Genomic DNA, 15,413 nt, shown 5'->3' with positions numbered 1-15,413 from the left:
GTAAAAGCGAACGCGAGGCACGCTAGCGGTCTGGTGAAGTATGCGAAGCTTGGGCTCATCGTGTGCCGTGCCTGGATTTGGGGGATTGGCGCGGCCATTGTCGTCATGCCTTCGCGGTGTATGCAACGCCCGCGGAAAATCGAGGTGCGCACATGGACATCGGCTATTTTCTGAAGCTGATGATGGAAAAGAACGCGTCGGACATGTTCCTGACGACCGGCGCGCCGGTGTACGTGAAAGTCGAAGGCAAGCTACAGCCGCTCGGCAACACCGGCCTGCCACCGGGAATGGTCAAGAAGATCGCGTACTCACTGATGGACGAAGGCCAGGTGCCCGAGTTCGAGCGTGAACTCGAGCTCAACATGGCCTACTCGCTTCCGGACGCCGGCCGCTTCCGCGTCAACGTGTTCAAGCAGCGCGGCGAAGTGGGCATGGTCATCCGCGCGATCAAGAGCGTGATTCCGACGATCGAGGACCTGCAGCTACCGCAGGTGCTCAAGGAGATCATCATGTCCCCGCGGGGACTGGTGCTGATCGTCGGCAGCACCGGCTCGGGCAAATCCACCTCGCTCGCGTCGATGATCGACCACCGCAACTCGAACGCGGCCGGTCACATCCTCACGATCGAGGATCCGATCGAGTTCCTGCACAAACACAAGCAGTCGATCGTCAACCAGCGTGAAGTCGGGCTGGACACGCACGCGTTCCACAACGCGCTCAAGAACGCGATGCGCGAAGCGCCGGACGTGATCCTGATCGGCGAGATCCTGGACTCGACGACGATGGAGGCCGCGATCGCATTCGCCGAAACCGGCCACCTGTGCCTGGCGACGCTGCACTCGAACAATGCCGACCAGACGCTCGAGCGCATTCTGAATTTCTTCCATGAATCGGCGCACAAGAACGTGCTGATGAACCTCGCGCTGAACCTGCGCGCGGTGATTTCGCAGCGCCTTGTGGTCGGCGTGGACGGCCGCCGCCTGCCAGCGACCGAAGTGCTGATCAATACGCCGCACGTTCGGGACCTGATGCGCCGCGGCCAGATCCATGAGATCAAGCAGGCCATGGAAGGATCGCTCGAGGCCGGCATGGAGACGTTCGACCAGTGCCTGTACCGGCTGCACAAGGAAGGCCGGATTTCGCAGGAAGAAGCGCTGCGCGCGGCCGATTCGCGCGAAGGGCTGGCGCTGAAGTTCCGTTTGTCGGAAGGCACGGTCGGCGAACACGACCCGTACGCGGACGTGTTCTAGCGCTACGAAAGCCGGATCTGCGCGGGCCGGGGCGGTCAACGGACAGCCCGGTGGCGCACCGCAGCTCCCCTGTCAGGACGCTGCGGCCTGCGGGCAGTCCGGCTGGCGTTCCGGCCGGGCGGCATCGAACGCCGGCAGCGCGAGACATGCAGCCTCGATGCGGGCGATCGTCGGATAACGCGTAAGGTCCAGCCCGAAGCGGCGCGCGTTGTAGACCTGCGGAACCAGGCAGCAGTCCGCGATTGTCGGCACGTCGCCTTCGCAGAACTCGCCGGTCGACACGTGCCCCGCGAGCATCTCTTCCAGCGGAGCAAAGCCCTGGTCGATCCAGTGGCGCACCCATTCGTCACGCTCGGCCTGCGGCACGCCCCAGGTGTTTTCGAAGTACTGCAGCACCCGCAGGTTATTGAGCGGATGGATGTCGCAGCCGACGATCTGCGCCAGCGCACGTACGCGTGCGCGGTCGCGGCTCACGGTCGGCAGCAGCGGCGCGTCCGGCCAGGTCTCGTCGAGGTATTCGAGGATCGCCATCGACTGGCGGATCATGCGGTTGCCGTGCTGCAGCACCGGCACGAGGCCCTGCGGGCTCGTCTCGCGGAACTGCGGCGAGTGCTGCTCGCCGCCGTCCCGCACCAGGTGCACCGGCGCGGTTTCGTAGCGCAGGCCTTTGAGGTTCAGGCCGATCCGCACACGGTACGCCGCGCTCGACCGCCAGTACGAATACAGCCGCAGTTGCTCGCTCACGCCATCATTCCCGGTTGCGCCAGACACCTTAGCCCGGCCATCGGCCGATCGCCACACCGGCTTTGGCGGTTGCGGTGCGATCGCGTCAGGCTGCCGCCGGCTCGATGCGCTGCTCGATCGCGCCGAAGATGCTGTGGCCGTCGCGGTCGAACATTTCGATCCGGACCACGTCTCCGAAGCTCATGAACGGCGTGCGCGGGGCCCCGTGCTCAAGCGTTTCCACGGTGCGCTTTTCGGCGAAGCACGACGCACCGAGCGAGGTGTCCTCGTTCGCCACGGTGCCCGAACCGACGATCGTGCCGGCCGACAGCGGACGCGTCTTCGCGGCATGCGCGACGAGCTGCGCGAAGCTGAATTGCATATCGACCCCGGCCTCGGGCGCGCCGAACCACTCCCCGTTGATGTGCGTCACCAGTGGCAGGTGCAGCTTCTCGTCGCGCCATGCGTCACCGAGTTCATCCGGCGTCACGAACACCGGGCTCAGTGCCGATCGCGGCTTGGACTGCAGAAAGCCGAAGCCCTTGCCGAGCTCGTTCGGGATCAGGTTGCGCAGGCTGACGTCGTTGATCAGGCCCACAAGCTGGATGTGGCCCGCCGCCTGCTCCGGGGACACCGCCATCGGCACGTCGTCGGTAATCACGACGATCTCGGCCTCGAGGTCGATACCGAAGTCCTCGCTGGTTACGCGCACCGGATCACGCGGCCCATAGAAACCCGCACTGACAGCCTGGTACATCAGCGGGTCGGAATAGAAGCTCTCGGGCACCTGGGCACCGCGCGCGCGGCGGACGCGCTCGACGTGCGGCAGATAGGCGCTGCCGTCGACGAACTCGTAGGCGCGCGGCAACGGAGCGGCGAGCGCTGCAACGTCGAGGTCGAACGCATCGGCCGCATCGCCGCTGTTCAGTGCGTCGGACAGTGCGTTCAGGCGCGGCGCGGCATTGGACCAGTCCTCGAGCGCGCGCTGCATCGTTTCGGCGATGCCGGTGGCGCGAACCGCGCGGCGCAGATCGCGCGAAACAACGATGAGCGTGCCGTCGCGGCCGCCTTCCTTGAGTGAACCAAGCTTCATGGGACCTCGCATCCGGACGCCTGACGGCGGAATGGTTTCAATTGTAACGGCTTCGCCCGTTGATGGCCGTATTGGTCGGCCGCAGCGCAGCTGCGCGACGCTGGCGGAGGTGGCCGGCCCTGCGAATCAGTCCGACCGGACAACAAAAAACCCGCCTTTCGGCGGGTTTTTTTATCGGAACCGGAGTTCCGCGGATCTGGCAGCCCCGGATGGATTCGAACCACCGAATGCCTGAGTCAGAGTCAGGTGCCTTACCGCTTGGCGACGGGGCTATGGAACAAATCTTAGCGCAAAAATTAGCGCTTCGAGAACTGCGTAGCGCGGCGGGCCTTGTGCAGACCGACCTTCTTACGCTCGACTTCACGCGCATCGCGAGTCATGAACCCGGCCTTGCGCAGTTCGTTCTTCAGCGTCTCGTCGTACTCGACGAGCGCGCGCGAGATACCGAGGCGGATCGCGCCGGCCTGGCCGGTGATGCCGCCGCCGGCTACCGTCACGACGACGTCGAACTTGTCGGTCGACTGCGTCAGCTCGAGCGGCTGGCGCACGATCATGCGCGCGGTCTCGCGACCGAAGAACTCGTCGATCGGGCGCTGGTTGATGGTGATGTTGCCCGAACCCTTGCGCAGGAAAACGCGAGCGGTCGAGGACTTGCGGCGGCCGGTGCCGTAGTTCTGCTGGAGTGCCATATCGTGACCTTAGAATTCGAGCGGCTGCGGCTGCTGGGCGGCGTGCGGATGCTCGGAGCCCTTGTAGACCTTGAGCTTGCGGTACATCGCGCGGCCGAGCGGATTCTTCGGCAGCATGCCCTTGACGCCGATCTCGATGACGCGCTCCGGGTGGCGCTCGAGCGCCTGACCGAGGGTCTCGGACTTCAGGTTGCCGATGTAACCGGTGAACCGGTAGTACATCTTGTCCTGCAGCTTGTTGCCGGTGACGACGATCTTCTCGGCGTTGATTACCACGAGGTAATCGCCGGTATCGACGTGCGGGGTATAGACGGGCTTGTGCTTGCCGCGCAGGCGACGCGCGAGTTCAGTGCACAGGCGGCCGAGGGTCTTGCCTTCGGCATCGACCACGTACCAGTCACGCTGGACGGTCTCGTTCTTGGCGTTAAAAGTCTTCATGACGTGTCTGGTAGGGGTACCTGGTCGGGCTAGTTCCATCCAGGCAGGACGCCTGCGGAACCTCGCCTCGCGTTGTGGAGCGGAACGAAAGAGGCGGGATCATAGCGGCGGCGGTAACGTTGTGCAAGCGCTGTGAACCCGCGTGATAGCATCGAAACCGATGCCCGAGCCCGTGACGTCTGTCGACCCGTTGGTCGCCCTGGCTGACCGCTGCGTGCAATGCGGCCTGTGCCTGCCTGCCTGCCCGACCTACCGGCACGATGGGCTGGAATCCGAATCCCCGCGCGGCCGCATCGCACTCGCGCGCGCCTGGGCCCTGGATACAGTCGATCCGACGCCGGCAGGCGACGTGCACCTGGACCACTGTCTGGGCTGCCGCAGCTGCGAATCCGTGTGTCCGGCAGGCGTGGAGTTCGGCGCGCTGCTGGTCGAGGCACGCGTCAGTCAGCGGTTGCGCCGGCCACCACCGGTCCGGCAGCGAGTAATTGAGGCAGTGGGGCGACACCCGCGCCTGCTCAGCGCTGGGCTTGCAACCTATCGCCGATTGTTCGCCGCCCTCCCAGCCCGCATGCGCCGGTTGCCGCGCCCGCCGGCGCCGTCGACCACCTTGCCAGCGCCCCCATCAGACGAGACCGTTGCCGTATTCGTCGGCTGCGTCGCGAACAGCTACGAGCCGCCCGCACGCGACGCGTTGCAGCGCCTGTGCGCGGCAATCGGGGTATCGCTCGTCATCCCTGCAGGCCAGCACTGCTGTGGCGCGCTGCACGCCCATGCCGGCGACCGGGCCGCCGCCGAGACGATGGGATCGGCCAACCGCGCCGCGTTCGCGCGCGCCAGCACGGTGCTCACGCTTGCGACCGGATGCCACGACTCGGTGCGGCATGCGCTTACTGGACACCAGACGGTCGTCGATGCACTCGACTATCTGGCGACGCAATCGCACCGACTCCGGTTCCGCGAGCGGCGCGAACGCGTGGCCCTGCACCTGCCGTGCACGCAGCGCAATGTCGTGCGCTCGGTGCCTGCGCTTCGTCGGCTGCTGGCGCAGGTGCCGGGGCTGGAAGTGGTCGAGCTCGACGCCGGGTACGGCTGTTGCGGCGCAGCCGGCCTGCAGATGATCACCGGGCCGGAGCGGGCAGCAAGCTACCGCGAGCCGTTGATCGACCAGCTGCATGCGAGCGGGGCCACGCGTTTGCTCAGCGCGAACATCGGGTGCCGGCTCCACTTAGCTGGCGCCTCGACGGTGCCGGTGGAGCACCCGCTCGAACTGCTGGCCAGCGCCCTCGCGCACTGATCGACGACCGCGTCATGGCGACGCCGTAGACTGCCCCGCATGAGACCCCGCTCCCTGACCCCCGTCGACCGCGTGCTCGCCGATGCCCAGCGCGCGCTGGAAACCGTTTTCGCGCGGCCGGCCTCGCAACGCCCGAACCCGTCACTGGAGGCGGCAGACCTCACGCTCGAGGAACACGACCGGCGCCACGCGGCGGGGCTCATGCGCATCAACCATGTCGGCGAGGTCTGCGCGCAGGCGCTCTATTGCGGCCAGGCCGCGGTCGCGCGCGATGTGCGCACGCGCGAGCACCTGCTCGCCGCGGCGCAGGAGGAAACCGACCACCTCGCATGGTGCGAGCAGCGACTGCGCGAACTCGACAGCCGACCAAGCCTGCTGAACCCAGTCTGGTATGCGGGCAGCTACGCGATCGGCGCTCTGGCCGGGCTGCGCGGCGACGGCTGGAACCTCGGATTCGTGGTCGAGACCGAGCGGCAGGTCGAGGCGCACATCGACGAGCACCTGCAGTCACTGCCCCCGGCCGACCTGCGCAGCCGGGCAATCCTTGGGGTCATGAAAGCCGACGAGGCGCGCCATGCCGACCAGGCCGAGCACGCCGGCGCCCGCATGCTGCCGCCGCCGATTCCGTCGGTCATGGCACTCGCGTCGCGCATCATGAAGACGGTCGCCTACCGCGTGTAACCGGCGCTGGCGCGCCCCGGCTCGCTGCCGGCTGCCGCCACGGCTCACCGCGCCTGCCTACACAAAAAAGGCCCGCTTTGGCGGGCCTTTTTCGAGCGATCCAAGCGTTGGGCTCAATCCACGAGGTTGCGGCCGTGGTAGAGCTCCTCGATCTCGCGCTTGAGGCGCGCCTCGATCTTCATCCGGTCCTTGAATGACAGGTTGCGCGCCTTTTCCTCGAACAGGTAGTTGTCGAGGTCGAACTCCTTCAGATGCATCTTCGTGTGGAAGATGTTTTCCTGATAGACGTTGACGTCGAGCATCTCGTAGCGGTTCTTGATGTTCTTTGCCAGGTAGTCCTGGATCGAGTTGATCTTGTGGTCGATGTAGTGCTTGCGACCCTTGACGTCGCGCGTGAAGCCGCGCACCCGGTAGTCCATGACGACGATGTCGGACTCGAGGCTTTCGATCAGGTAGTTCAGCGCCTTCAGCGGCGAAATCACGCCGCAGGTTGCCACGTCGATGTCCGCGCGGAACGTCGCGATGCCGTTGTCCGGATGGGTTTCCGGATACGTGTGCACCGTGATGTGCGACTTGTCCATGTGCGCGACGACCGCGTCGGAGATGATCTCCTTGCCGGCATCTCGCTTGTCGATCACCGGCTCCTCGGAGATCAGGATCGTCACCGACGCGCCCTGCGGGTCGTAGTCCTGCCGCGCGATGTTGAGGATATTCGCGCCGATGATGTCGGCCACGTCCGTCAGGATCTGGGTGAGCCGATCGGCGTTGTATTCCTCGTCGATGTACTCGATGTAGCGCTGGCGCTCCTCTTCGGACGCGGCGAAGCTGACATCGTAAATATTGAACGACAGAGCCTTGGTGAGGTTGTTGAAACCCTGCAACCTCAGGCGTGGCAGCGGCTTGACCACGGGCGGCGATTCCGGAGACGCGATAGGAACAGTAGATTATGCGCCAATCGCTCCGCCCTGCGTAATGCGGGCGCTGAACGCGGCGAAAAGCGGCCATGACGCGTGATGATCCCGAAAACGCCGATGGTGCGATATTTGCCCAAGCTCACGCTTCGCGCTTAAGCTCGATCACAGTCAGCCAAGGGCCTATATACATGCCAGTCGAGTCGGTCGCCCATCTCACGCCCGCACGACGCTCCAGCAGCCCGCTGTTGCCCGATGCCGCCGTGATCGAACGTTTCCTCGCCCACTGCCACCGCCGCAGGTACCCGTCGCGCACCGACGTGTTCCGGCCCGGTGACCCGGCGAGCACGCTGTACTACGTGATTTCCGGCTCGGTCAGCATCATCACCGAGGAAGAAGACGGCCGCGAGCTGGTGCTCGGGTACTTCGGCGCCGGTGAATTCGTCGGCGAGCTCGGCCTGTTCATCGACAACGAGCACCGCGAGGTGATCCTGCGCACGCGCAGCGCCTGCGAGCTGGCCGAAATCGGCCACGAGCGCTTCTACGACCTGCTGCTGACCCGGCTGGCCGCGGATGCGCCGAAGCTGCTCTACGCGATTGCGTCGCAGATCTCGCGCCGCCTGCTCGATACCAGCCGCAAGGCGGGCCGCCTGGCGTTCCTCGACGTCACCGACCGCATCGTGCGCACGCTGCACGACCTGGCGAAGGAGCCCGAGGCGATGAGCCACCCGCAGGGCACCCAGCTGCGCGTCTCGCGGCAGGAACTGTCGCGCCTGGTGGGCTGCTCGCGCGAAATGGCCGGCCGCGTGCTCAAGAAGCTGCAGGCGGACGGCAAGCTGCACGCGCGCGGCAAGACCGTCGTGCTGTTCGGGACCCGCTGAGCGATGGCGTCGAACGAGTCTCCCGATCCGACCGTGGTCCGCTCGGCGAAGATCGGCGACGCGAGCGACGTCGCGCGCCTGCTCGATCAGCTCGGCTATCCGTGCAACCGCGACGAGGCCGCCGATCGCATCGTGACCGTGCTCGGCGATCCGCGTCAGCACCTGCTGATCGCCGAGCGCGACGGTCACGCGTGCGGACTGATCTCGCTGAACATGGTCTATTCGGTCGCGCACGGCGCCGACCTGGCGCGCATCACCGCGCTGATCGTCGGCGACGACTGCCAGCGCGAGGGCATCGGCCGACGGCTGCTTCGCGAGGTCGAGGTGCTTTCGCGGCAGGCGGGCGTGTCGCGGATCGAGGTCACCAGCGGCCCGCAGCGGCAGGGCGCGCATGCGTTCTATCGTGGCTGTGGCTACAGCGAAGGCTCGCTGCGCTTCGTCAAGCTGCTCGGCGACTGACGCGACTGACGCGACTGACGCAGACAAACCTCCCACGGGGCGGCCGGAGCCGCCTCCTGCGCGCCGATCCGGGCCGGTCCACCTCACCCGGTCGGCCGCTTAGACTCGCTGCCTGCCTTACGCCCTGCCCGTGGCACCACTGCCGCGTCGGTACGCGTCGCGCTCCGCTGAGCGCGGCGCCGGCAGGTCTCGCCGCGCCGCGCCGCCGGACGCCGATCCGGTTGCCGCGATCAGCCCGGCTCCCCGCCCCGGCTTGGAATTCCCCAGTTCAGGATTGGCGTCCCCGGCGGCAGCTCGCGCCTGAACGTATCGACCTTGTCAGGCTTGGGGTTGACGACCACCGGCCGCTTCGCGGTTTTCAGCAGCGGCATGTCAGCACTGCTGTCGGAGTAGGCGATGGCCACGTCGCCGGTGAACCCGGCTTCGCGCAGCATCGTCATCTTCATCTCGTGGTGGCAGTGGCGCGTGGCCATCACGCCGAACAGGCGCGGCCCGACCTTCGTCCCAACCACCGGCACGTCCTCGTGCGCGACGAACGTAAGGATCGCGCGCGCAAGTTCGGGCGGCGCGCCGGTCGCGATCACGACGCGGTCGCCGGCCTCGCGGTGGCGGTGCAGCACGTCGAGCGCGACCGGCAGCAGGCGTTCGCGGATCTGCGCGTCGTGCAGCAGCACGTAGCGGTCGATCAGCTCATCGAGATCGCGGCGACGATGGAAACCCACCGTACCGGCCCAGACGAATGCACCGATGCCACGGCGCCGGGTCGGCAGGAACGCGATCATCGGCGCGGCGATCGGCGCGATCAGCAGCGCCAGCGCCGTGCGCCACCAAGTACGACGCACGAGCCAGGCGAACAGATCGCCACCGGAGTCGCCGTCGTACAGCGTGTGGTCGAAATCGAACACGACCAGCGGCGCCTCGGCGCGTGCGGCGGGGTAGCGCGTGCCGGCGACGCTCATTTTGCGAACATCCGCTTCAGGGCCGCGCCCGGATCGGGCTCGCGCATGAAGCTTTCACCAACCAGGAACGTGTTGATGCCTGCGGCGCGCATCCGCGCGACGTCCGCCGGGGTCGCGATGCCGCTTTCGGTGACCAGCGTACGGTCGGGCGGCACCGCCTCGCGCAGCGCGATCGTGGTATCGAGCGAGACTTCGAACGTGCGCAGGTTGCGGTTGTTCACGCCGATCAGCTCGCAGTCGGTCTGCAAGGCACGCTCGAGCTCGTCGATGTCATGCACTTCGACGAGCACGTCCATGCCGAGCTCGTGCGCGAGATTCGCCATTTCGATCATCGGCCCATCCTCGAGTGCGGCGACGATCAGCAGGATCGCATCGGCGCCGATCATGCGAGCTTCGTAGACCTGGTAGGGATCGATCGTGAAATCCTTGCGCAGCGCCGGCAGCGAACACGCGGCGCGCGCCTCTCCGAGGTAGAGGTTGCTGCCCTGGAAGAAATCGACGTCGGTCAGCACCGACAGACAGGCGGCGCCACCTGCCTCGTAGCTGCGCGCGATCTCCGCCGGCTTGAAGTCCTTGCGGATCAGTCCTTTCGACGGGCTCGCCTTCTTGACCTCGGCAATCACCGCCGATTCGCCAGCGTCGCGCTTGCGCCGGATCGCGTCGACGAAGCCCCGCGTCGGCGGCAGGTTGGTGGCGCGTGCGCGCAGGTCGGCAAGCGAGCGCACGCGGCTGCGCTGCTCGATCTCTTCGGCCTTGCGCGCAAGGATGGTGTTGAGAATGTCGCTCATCGGTTTTCCTGGGTCGGGCCGGCGTACGCGCGCTCGACGCGGGCGATGCGGACTTCGAAATGCTCGTACCACTGGCTGCGGCCCTGCTCGCGCACGGCCACGTGCTCGGCATGGCGACGCCACGCCGCGATCGCCTGCTCGCTGGCCCAATACGAGACAGTGATGCCCACGCCATCGCTGCCGCGCGCGGACTCGACGCCGAGAAACCCCGGCTGCGCCGCGGCAAGCCGCGCCATCGCCGTGGCCGCCTCGTCGTAGCCGGCGTCGACGTCGGTACGCCGCGAAGTGAAGATCACCGCGAAATACGGTGGTGGCGGCGTCGATGCGAAGCCCGCGCTGCCATGTGCTCCGGCCAGAGGCAGGCTCATGCGGAAAGCGCGCGCGTGGTGGCGACGAATTCGTCGAGCTTCGCGCGAGCAGCGCCGGAGGCGATGGTTTCACGTGCGCGAACCGTGCCCTCGGCGATCGAACCGACGATGCCGGCCGCGTACAGCGCCGCGCCTGCGTTGAGCACGACGATCTCGCGCGGCAGGCCGTCGTTGCCGGACAGTGCCTGCAGGACCATCGCTTTCGATTCGCCTGCGTCCTCGACCCGCAGGTTGCGGCTGGCGGCCATCGCGATGCCGAAGTCCTCGGGATGGACTTCGTATTCGCGCACCACGCCGTCGCGCAGCTCGCCGACCAGCGAGCCGGCGCCGAGCGACAGCTCGTCCATGCCATCGCGCCCCCAGACCACGAGCGCACGCTGCGCGCCGAGCTGCTGCAGCACGCGCACCTGGATGCCGACGAGGTCGGGATGGAACACGCCCATGAGGATATTCGGCGCGCCGGCGGGGTTGGTCAGCGGGCCGAGGATGTTGAACAGCGTGCGTACGCCCATCTCGCGCCGCACCGGCGCGACGACCTTCATCGCCGGGTGATGCACCGGCGCGAACATGAAGCCGATGCCGCAGCGCGAGATGCACTCGGAGACCTGCTCGGGCGCGAGCTCGATCTTCGCGCCGAGCGCTTCGAGCACGTCGGCGCTGCCCGACTTCGACGACACGCTGCGGTTGCCGTGCTTGGCGACCTTTGCGCCGGCCGCGGCGACCACGAACATCGACGCGGTCGAGATGTTGAACGTGTGCGCGCCGTCGCCGCCGGTGCCGACGATGTCGACCATGTTGCGGCGGTCATCCACGCGCACCGGCTGCGCGAACTCGCGCAATACGGTCGCGGCGCCGGCGATTTCGCCGATCGTTTCCTTCTTCACGCGCAGGCCGGTGAGGATCGCGGCGGTCATGACCGGCGAGACCTCGCCGCGCATGATCATGCGCATCAGCTCGACCATCTCGTCGTGGAAGATCTCGCGGTGTTCGATCGTGCGCTGCAGCGCTTCTTGCGGGGTGATGGGCATGGGATTCTCGAAGCGGATTGGACGGGCTCAGGCGGACGACGGCATCAGCGACGCCATCGCTCCGGGCCCAGGGCCCCGTCTGCCCGCAGTGCACGCGTGACCACGTGGATCAGCGCTCCAGGAAGTTCTTCAGCATCGCGTGGCCATGCTCGGTCAGGATCGACTCGGGATGGAACTGCACGCCTTCGACCGGATGCTCCTTGTGGCGCAAGCCCATGATCTCGTCGAACGAGCCGTCCTCGCCGTCGGTCCAGGCGGTCACTTCGAGGCAGTCGGGCAGGCTTTCACGCCTGACGACCAGCGAGTGGTAGCGCGTGGCCTGGAATGCATCGGGCAGACCGGTGAATACGCCCTGCCCTTCGTGCCGGATGGGCGAGGTCTTGCCGTGCATGATCGTTTTCGCGCGCACCACTTCGCCGCCATAGGCCTGCCCCAGACTCTGGTGGCCCAGGCACACGCCGAGCACCGGAATGCGCGGGCCGAGGTGTTTGAGCACGTCGACCGAGACACCTGCCTCGTTCGGCGTGCACGGGCCCGGCGAGATCACGATGCGTTCGGGCGCAAGCTGCTCGATCTGCGCGACCGACAACTCGTCGTTGCGCACCACCTTCACCTCGGCCCCGAGCGCCTGCAGGTACTGCACGAGGTTGTAGGTGAAGCTGTCGTAGTTGTCGATCATCAAAAGCACGGCGACACCCGGCCGCTGGGCGGCGTGATGGGAGGGGAAAATCTATCGGCGCGTCCGGGCACCCGCAAACGCGTAAACACCGCGCGCGGCGTCGGGCGCGAGACGCGATCTGATACGGACCGTTCACGGCCCGGCCGCGATAACGGACAGCACGAAATGTCGGACGGAGCAGCGAAATGGCCGAGCTGGATGCGGAAGAACGCGACAACCTCGACAGGAAGCAGTTCGCGTTTCCGAAGCAGCGCAAGGAGCCGCTGGAAGACGCCGGCCACGTGCGCAGTGCGATCGGGCGCTTCAACCAGGTCAAAGGCGTGACCGACGAGGAGCGCGACGAAGCCTGGGAACGCATCAAGGCCGCGGCGCGGCGCCACGACGTTGAAGTCAGCGTCGACGACTGGCGCGAACTCGGAAACGACTGAACGCCGCGTCGGGCCCGTATCCGCGGGCAACCGCGCGATCACAGCCCCTTCGCCGCCTGCGCGACCGCGCGGAACAGCGCGCGCCCCTTGTTCATCGTTTCTTCCCACTCCGCCTGTGGGTCGGAGTCGTAGACGATGCCCGCGCCGGCCTGCACGTGCAGGCGGCCGTCCTGGATCACGGCGGTGCGGATCGCGATCGCGGTGTCGGCATCGCCATGCCAGCCGATGTAGCCGATGCTGCCGGCGTAGACGTTGCGCTTGACCGGTTCGAGCTCGCGGATCACCTCGAGCGCGCGGATCTTCGGCGCGCCGCTGACGGTGCCGGCCGGGAACGTCGCGCGCAGCACGTCGGCGTAGCTCAGCCCGTCCTGCAGCTTGCCGGTGACTTCGCTGACGATGTGCATCACGTGGCTGTAGCGTTCGATCACGAATTGCTCGCCGACCTCGACCGTGCCGGGCTTGCTCACGCGGCCGACGTCGTTGCGGCCCAGGTCGATCAGCATCAGGTGCTCGGCACGTTCCTTCGGATCGGCGAGCAGCTCCGTTTCGAGCGCGGCATCGCGCTCGGGCGTATCGCCGCGCGGGCGGGTGCCGGCGATCGGGCGCACGGTGATTTCGTCGCCCTGCTGGCGTACGAGGATTTCCGGCGATGAGCCGACGACCTGCATGTCGCCGACGTCGAGGAAGTACATGTACGGCGACGGGTTCAGCGCACGCAGCGCGCGGTACACATCGACCGGGCGCGCCTTGAACGGCACCGACAGCCGCTGGCTCAGCACCACCTGGAAGATGTCGCCGGCGCGAATGTATTCCTTCGATTTCTCGACCGCGGCGATGAAGCCCTCGCGCGTGAAACCGGATACGAAGTCACCTTCGTCGAGGCCGGCCGGGTCGAGCGTCTCGGGATACCCCGGCCCGCCCTGGCGCAGGCGGTGGGTGAGCTCGTCGAGACGGCGGTTCGCGCGTGCGAACGCCTGCGGCTCGCTCGGGTCGGCATGCACGATCAGGTACAGCCGGCCCTTGAGGTTGTCGAACACCGCGACTTCCTCGCTGAGCATCAGCAGGATGTCGGGTGTGCCGAGTTCGTCGGGCTTGCCGCCGCGCGCGAGCCGCGGTTCGATGTACTGGATGCATTCGAAACCAAACCAGCCCACGAGGCCACCGGTGAAACCCGGCAGCCCTTCGACCTTCGGCACCGAATGCATCGCGCGCAGCGCTTCGACCTCGGCGAACGGGTCGGCCACCTCGCGCGATTCGACCAGCTCGCCGCAGTCGGTCACGTACAGCGCATGGCCGGCGAATGCGTACACGCGGCGCGCCGGCAGGCCGATGATCGAGTAGCGCCCGAAGCGCTCGCCGCCCTCGACCGATTCGAACAGGTAGGTGTGCGGCCCGTCGGCGAGCTTGAGGTAGACCGACAGCGGGGTGTCGAGGTCGCTGAGCACCTCGCGCACGACCGGGATGCGGGTGTAGCCGGCGTCGGCGAGCCGGCGGAACTGTTCGGCGTCGAGGTGCATGCGGGCCGGGCGCGAGCGCGTGGAAGCGGGGCGCAAGTATGCCAGCGCGACCGGAGCCGGGTCCTGTCCCGCTCGGTCGGCTTCAGGACGAAGGGTGCTGGGGATATGCGATTACATGGGCGTCGCGCAACCCGGCCATCGCGTCGACGGCGGGCGCCGTTCCGAACAGTGGGCAGTCGGCGCCCAGGTGCATGCGCAGCCGGCCCGCGACGCATTCGACGCGGAACGCGCGAGCCTGCACCGGCTCGCCGTCGAGGTTCAGCGTCAGTGGCTCGGTCGCTTCGATCTCGACCCAGGGCAGGCGCGTCTGGACCGCGACGCGGTCGAGCGCGGCCTCTTTGCCTTCGGTGATCAGCGTGCCGACCATCGACCCGACCGCGCCGGTCAGCGGCGGGACGATCGTGAGGTCGAGTTCGCCGTCGTCGAGGCTCGCATCCGGGCACAGCGCCTGCCCACCGCCGGCCTGGCGGCCATTGCCGAGCCCGAGCGCGATGAACTCGCCCTCCCAGCTGAAATCCGGGCCCCGGAAGTTCGCATGCAACGGCTCGATGCTGCCGATCCGCGCGATGCCGGTGATCAGATAGGCCAGCCCGCCGAGTACGCGCTTGAGGCCGTCGTCGGTTTCGAGCGTGACCTGAGTGCCGAAGCCGCCGCTGGCGAGGTTCGCGCACCAGTGCTCGCGCCCTTCCGCGACGATGCGCAGCAGGTCGATCGGGCGTGCGGGCTGGCGGTCGATCAGCTCGAAGGCCCCGGCCGGGTCGACCGGCAGATGCGCGGCGACGGCAAAATCGTTCGCGGTGCCGAGCGGCAGCACGCCGAGGCTCGGCAAGCTGCCGGCATCGCCCGTGGCGACCGCCAGCGCACCGGCGACCTCGCTCAGCGTGCCGTCACCGCCGCCGGCGACCACGGTGTCGACGCCATCGGCAATCGCCTCGTTGACGTAGCGCGCGGCGTCGCCGGACTCCCAGGTCACGCGCACGCCGAGGTCCACACCGCGGCTTCGCACGAGCGTGACCGCGGCGCGCACCTCCTCGTCGGCTACCGCTTTGCCGTTGAGGATCAGCCGCCAGCACGGTGCTCGGGTACGGTCGACAGTCGACATGGCCGGCAGCCTAGCAGCGGTTCAAAAGTTGGCCCGTGAAGCCGCGCGCGTCATCGGCGCGCCACATCGGCGTCACACAACGGTCATCGTCAATCCGGAGCATGGAAGGCCATCGCAGGGACGAC

The 15,413-nt window shown here is 67.3% G+C and carries 17 protein-coding genes, 1 tRNA gene and 1 pseudogene; 6 read left to right on the top strand and 13 right to left on the bottom strand.

The features are described 5' to 3' along the window. Positions 1-152: 152 nt before the first annotated feature. Positions 153-1,250 carry a PilT/PilU family type 4a pilus ATPase gene (locus ACFFGH_RS03200; RefSeq protein WP_386664740.1) on the top strand — a complete coding sequence of 366 codons (1,098 nt, stop codon included), beginning with the start codon at positions 153-155 and terminating at the stop codon, positions 1,248-1,250. A gap of 72 nt (positions 1,251-1,322) precedes the next feature. On the opposite strand, the gene maiA is transcribed toward ACFFGH_RS03200, so the two are convergent. From maiA to rplM, 5 genes are all read right to left on the bottom strand, one after another. Then, positions 1,323-1,994 (bottom strand): maleylacetoacetate isomerase, encoded by a 672-nt coding sequence (maiA, locus tag ACFFGH_RS03195; protein ID WP_386664738.1) that lies wholly within the window; start codon positions 1,992-1,994, stop codon positions 1,323-1,325. Positions 1,995-2,079: 85 nt separating this feature from the next. Next, the gene (locus tag ACFFGH_RS03190) at positions 2,080-3,066 is read right to left on the bottom strand and encodes a fumarylacetoacetate hydrolase family protein (RefSeq protein WP_386664736.1); all 987 of its coding nucleotides are present in this window, start codon (positions 3,064-3,066) and stop codon (positions 2,080-2,082) included. 197 nt (positions 3,067-3,263) lie between these two features. Continuing rightward, positions 3,264-3,338, bottom strand: a tRNA-Gln gene (locus tag ACFFGH_RS03185). A gap of 24 nt (positions 3,339-3,362) precedes the next feature. Then, the gene (rpsI, locus tag ACFFGH_RS03180) at positions 3,363-3,755 is read right to left on the bottom strand and encodes a 30S ribosomal protein S9 (protein WP_189457008.1); all 393 of its coding nucleotides are present in this window, start codon (positions 3,753-3,755) and stop codon (positions 3,363-3,365) included. Positions 3,756-3,764: 9 nt separating this feature from the next. Further along, a complete protein-coding gene (gene rplM / locus ACFFGH_RS03175) occupies positions 3,765-4,193 on the bottom strand; it encodes a 50S ribosomal protein L13 (RefSeq protein WP_386664733.1) in 429 nt (142 codons plus the stop codon). 160 nt (positions 4,194-4,353) lie between these two features. Between rplM and ACFFGH_RS03170 the strand changes: the two genes are divergently transcribed. Together ACFFGH_RS03170 and coq7 are read left to right on the top strand one after the other, a co-directional pair. Then, on the top strand, positions 4,354-5,487 hold the full coding sequence (locus ACFFGH_RS03170; protein ID WP_386664731.1) for a (Fe-S)-binding protein: 1,134 nt from the start codon (positions 4,354-4,356) through the stop codon (positions 5,485-5,487). Positions 5,488-5,526: 39 nt separating this feature from the next. Next, on the top strand, positions 5,527-6,168 hold the full coding sequence (coq7, locus tag ACFFGH_RS03165) for a 2-polyprenyl-3-methyl-6-methoxy-1,4-benzoquinone monooxygenase (RefSeq protein ID WP_386664729.1): 642 nt from the start codon (positions 5,527-5,529) through the stop codon (positions 6,166-6,168). A gap of 113 nt (positions 6,169-6,281) precedes the next feature. Here the strand turns inward: coq7 and speD are convergent, their stop codons facing one another. Beyond that, a complete protein-coding gene (gene speD / locus ACFFGH_RS03160) occupies positions 6,282-7,076 on the bottom strand; it encodes an adenosylmethionine decarboxylase (protein WP_386664727.1) in 795 nt (264 codons plus the stop codon). Between the two features lie 194 nt (positions 7,077-7,270). Between speD and crp the strand changes: the two genes are divergently transcribed. Together crp and ACFFGH_RS03150 are read left to right on the top strand one after the other, a co-directional pair. Continuing rightward, complete coding sequence (gene crp, locus ACFFGH_RS03155) at positions 7,271-7,960, top strand: cAMP-activated global transcriptional regulator CRP (RefSeq protein WP_386667318.1); 690 nt, start codon at positions 7,271-7,273, stop codon at positions 7,958-7,960. Between the two features lie 3 nt (positions 7,961-7,963). Then, positions 7,964-8,419: a GNAT family N-acetyltransferase gene (locus ACFFGH_RS03150; RefSeq protein ID WP_386664725.1), complete on the top strand. Its 456-nt coding sequence runs from the start codon at positions 7,964-7,966 to the stop codon at positions 8,417-8,419. Between the two features lie 230 nt (positions 8,420-8,649). Here the strand turns inward: ACFFGH_RS03150 and ACFFGH_RS03145 are convergent, their stop codons facing one another. The 5 genes from ACFFGH_RS03145 to ACFFGH_RS03125 all read right to left on the bottom strand — a co-directional run bounded on the left by ACFFGH_RS03145 (position 8,650) and on the right by ACFFGH_RS03125 (position 12,250). Continuing rightward, a complete protein-coding gene (locus ACFFGH_RS03145) occupies positions 8,650-9,378 on the bottom strand; it encodes an HAD-IB family phosphatase (protein WP_386664723.1) in 729 nt (242 codons plus the stop codon). Then, positions 9,375-10,166 (bottom strand): indole-3-glycerol phosphate synthase TrpC, encoded by a 792-nt coding sequence (gene trpC, locus ACFFGH_RS03140; protein ID WP_386664721.1) that lies wholly within the window; start codon positions 10,164-10,166, stop codon positions 9,375-9,377. The genes ACFFGH_RS03145 and trpC overlap by 4 nt, the downstream gene beginning before the upstream one ends. Next, a complete protein-coding gene (locus tag ACFFGH_RS03135; protein ID WP_386664719.1) occupies positions 10,163-10,534 on the bottom strand; it encodes an antibiotic biosynthesis monooxygenase family protein in 372 nt (123 codons plus the stop codon). Before ACFFGH_RS03135 ends, trpC begins: the two co-directional genes overlap by 4 nt. Further along, positions 10,531-11,562, bottom strand: coding sequence for an anthranilate phosphoribosyltransferase (gene trpD, locus ACFFGH_RS03130; protein WP_386664717.1), 1,032 nt, complete (start codon positions 11,560-11,562; stop codon positions 10,531-10,533). The genes ACFFGH_RS03135 and trpD overlap by 4 nt, the downstream gene beginning before the upstream one ends. 109 nt (positions 11,563-11,671) lie before the next feature. Next, the gene (locus tag ACFFGH_RS03125; RefSeq protein ID WP_386664715.1) at positions 11,672-12,250 is read right to left on the bottom strand and encodes an anthranilate synthase component II; all 579 of its coding nucleotides are present in this window, start codon (positions 12,248-12,250) and stop codon (positions 11,672-11,674) included. Between the two features lie 176 nt (positions 12,251-12,426). Between ACFFGH_RS03125 and ACFFGH_RS03120 the strand changes: the two genes are divergently transcribed. Next, positions 12,427-12,669, top strand: coding sequence for a DUF6582 domain-containing protein (locus tag ACFFGH_RS03120; RefSeq protein WP_386664713.1), 243 nt, complete (start codon positions 12,427-12,429; stop codon positions 12,667-12,669). A 38-nt stretch (positions 12,670-12,707) separates the two neighbouring features. On the opposite strand, the gene trpE is transcribed toward ACFFGH_RS03120, so the two are convergent. Then, positions 12,708-14,186 carry an anthranilate synthase component I gene (gene trpE, locus ACFFGH_RS03115; RefSeq protein ID WP_386664711.1) on the bottom strand — a complete coding sequence of 493 codons (1,479 nt, stop codon included), beginning with the start codon at positions 14,184-14,186 and terminating at the stop codon, positions 12,708-12,710. Positions 14,187-14,346: 160 nt separating this feature from the next. Beyond that, a pseudogene (gene yegS, locus ACFFGH_RS03110) lies at positions 14,347-15,288 on the bottom strand (lipid kinase YegS); the annotation flags it as partial. Between the last annotated feature and the right edge of the window lie 125 nt (positions 15,289-15,413).

The sequence above is a fragment of the Lysobacter korlensis genome, from assembly GCF_042434515.1.
The sequence above is the reverse complement of the archived record's forward strand: the minus strand, read 5'-3'. Positions and strand labels throughout refer to the sequence as shown.

What these genes read in the sequence shown, in the direction of transcription:
- ACFFGH_RS03200 (WP_386664740.1), top strand. Translation starts at nt 153, where the DNA reads ATGGACATCGGCTATTTTCTGAAGCTGATGATGGAAAAGAACGCGTCG.
- ACFFGH_RS03190 (WP_386664736.1), bottom strand. Translation starts at nt 3,066, where the DNA reads ATGAAGCTTGGTTCACTCAAGGAAGGCGGCCGCGACGGCACGCTCATC.
- rpsI (WP_189457008.1), bottom strand. Translation starts at nt 3,755, where the DNA reads ATGGCACTCCAGCAGAACTACGGCACCGGCCGCCGCAAGTCCTCGACC.
- rplM (WP_386664733.1), bottom strand. Translation starts at nt 4,193, where the DNA reads ATGAAGACTTTTAACGCCAAGAACGAGACCGTCCAGCGTGACTGGTAC.
- ACFFGH_RS03170 (WP_386664731.1), top strand. Translation starts at nt 4,354, where the DNA reads ATGCCCGAGCCCGTGACGTCTGTCGACCCGTTGGTCGCCCTGGCTGAC.
- coq7 (WP_386664729.1), top strand. Translation starts at nt 5,527, where the DNA reads ATGAGACCCCGCTCCCTGACCCCCGTCGACCGCGTGCTCGCCGATGCC.
- crp (WP_386667318.1), top strand. Translation starts at nt 7,271, where the DNA reads ATGCCAGTCGAGTCGGTCGCCCATCTCACGCCCGCACGACGCTCCAGC.
- ACFFGH_RS03150 (WP_386664725.1), top strand. Translation starts at nt 7,964, where the DNA reads ATGGCGTCGAACGAGTCTCCCGATCCGACCGTGGTCCGCTCGGCGAAG.
- ACFFGH_RS03145 (WP_386664723.1), bottom strand. Translation starts at nt 9,378, where the DNA reads ATGAGCGTCGCCGGCACGCGCTACCCCGCCGCACGCGCCGAGGCGCCG.
- trpC (WP_386664721.1), bottom strand. Translation starts at nt 10,166, where the DNA reads ATGAGCGACATTCTCAACACCATCCTTGCGCGCAAGGCCGAAGAGATC.
- ACFFGH_RS03135 (WP_386664719.1), bottom strand. Translation starts at nt 10,534, where the DNA reads ATGAGCCTGCCTCTGGCCGGAGCACATGGCAGCGCGGGCTTCGCATCG.
- trpD (WP_386664717.1), bottom strand. Translation starts at nt 11,562, where the DNA reads ATGCCCATCACCCCGCAAGAAGCGCTGCAGCGCACGATCGAACACCGC.
- ACFFGH_RS03120 (WP_386664713.1), top strand. Translation starts at nt 12,427, where the DNA reads ATGGCCGAGCTGGATGCGGAAGAACGCGACAACCTCGACAGGAAGCAG.
- trpE (WP_386664711.1), bottom strand. Translation starts at nt 14,186, where the DNA reads ATGCACCTCGACGCCGAACAGTTCCGCCGGCTCGCCGACGCCGGCTAC.